The organism is Inquilinus limosus MP06, assembly GCF_000767795.1.
Taxonomy (GTDB): domain Bacteria; phylum Pseudomonadota; class Alphaproteobacteria; order DSM-16000; family Inquilinaceae; genus Inquilinus; species Inquilinus limosus_E.
In genome coordinates, this window is the sequence record NZ_JANX01001034.1 from 1 (window position 1) to 1,073 (window position 1,073).

A 1,073-nucleotide genomic window follows, 5' to 3' on the forward strand; every position below is an offset into this window, starting at 1 on the left:
GCCGGATTCGGTGCCCTGCACCACGGTCAACAAGATGTGCGGCTCCGGCATGAAGGCGGTGATGCAGATCCACGACGCCATCGCCGCCGGCACCATCGGCATCGGCGTCGCCGGCGGGCTGGAGAGCATGACCAACGCTCCCTACCTGCTGGACCGCGCCCGCGGCGGCTATCGCATGGGCCACGGCCGGGTGCTGGACCACATGTTCCTCGACGGGCTGGAGGACGCCTACGAGCCGGGCCGGCTGATGGGCACCTATGCCGAGGACACGGCGCAGCACTACCAGTTCACCCGCGAGCAGCAGGACCGCTTCGCCCTGGCCAGCCTGGAGCGGGCGCGCAAGGCGTCGGAGGACGGCACCTTCGCCCGCGAGATCGCGGCGGTGGCGGTGAAGGGCCGGGGCGGCGACGTCAGCATCGCGACCGACGAGCAGCCGCGCAACGCCAGGCCCGACAAGATCCCGACGCTGAAGCCCGCCTTCCGGCCGGACGGCACGGTGACGGCGGCGAATTCCAGCTCGATCTCCGACGGCGGCGCGGCGCTGGTGCTGCTGCGCCGGTCGGAGGCGGAGAAGCGCGGCCTGCCGGTGCTGGCGCGGATCGTCGGCCATGCCAGCCACGCCCGGGCGCCGGCCTGGTTCACCACCGCGCCGATCGGGGCGATGGAGGCGCTGTTCCAGAAAACCGGCTGGTCGGCGAAGGATGTCGACCTGTTCGAGATCAACGAGGCTTTCGCCGTGGTCACCATGGCGGCGATGCGCGACCTCGACCTGCCGCACGACAAGGTCAATGTCCATGGCGGCGCCTGCGCCCTCGGCCACCCGGTCGGCGCGTCGGGAGCGCGGATCATCGTCACCCTGTTGAATGCGTTGGAGACTCACGGCCTGAAGCGCGGCGTCGCCGCGCTGTGCATCGGCGGCGGCGAGGCGACGGCGGTGGCGGTCGAGCGGATCGCCGCCTGACCGGACGGAAGGAGACGGACGATGGCGGAGAAGACGCGGATCGGGGTGGTCGGCCTCGGCAGCATGGGCGCGGCGATGGCCGGGCGCCTGCTCGACCAGGGCTGGCCGGTCG

General features: G+C 72.0%; 2 protein-coding genes. Both read left to right on the forward strand.

Going from position 1 to position 1,073, the window contains the following annotated elements:
* Positions 1–961 (forward strand): acetyl-CoA C-acyltransferase (locus P409_RS34990; RefSeq protein ID WP_034849613.1); only part of this gene is annotated, 961 nt, incomplete at its 5' end.
* Between the two features lie 21 nt (positions 962–982).
* Positions 983–1,073, forward strand: a 91-nt coding sequence (locus P409_RS41440) for an NAD(P)-binding domain-containing protein (RefSeq protein WP_161790539.1), incomplete at its 3' end; no start/stop codon positions are given.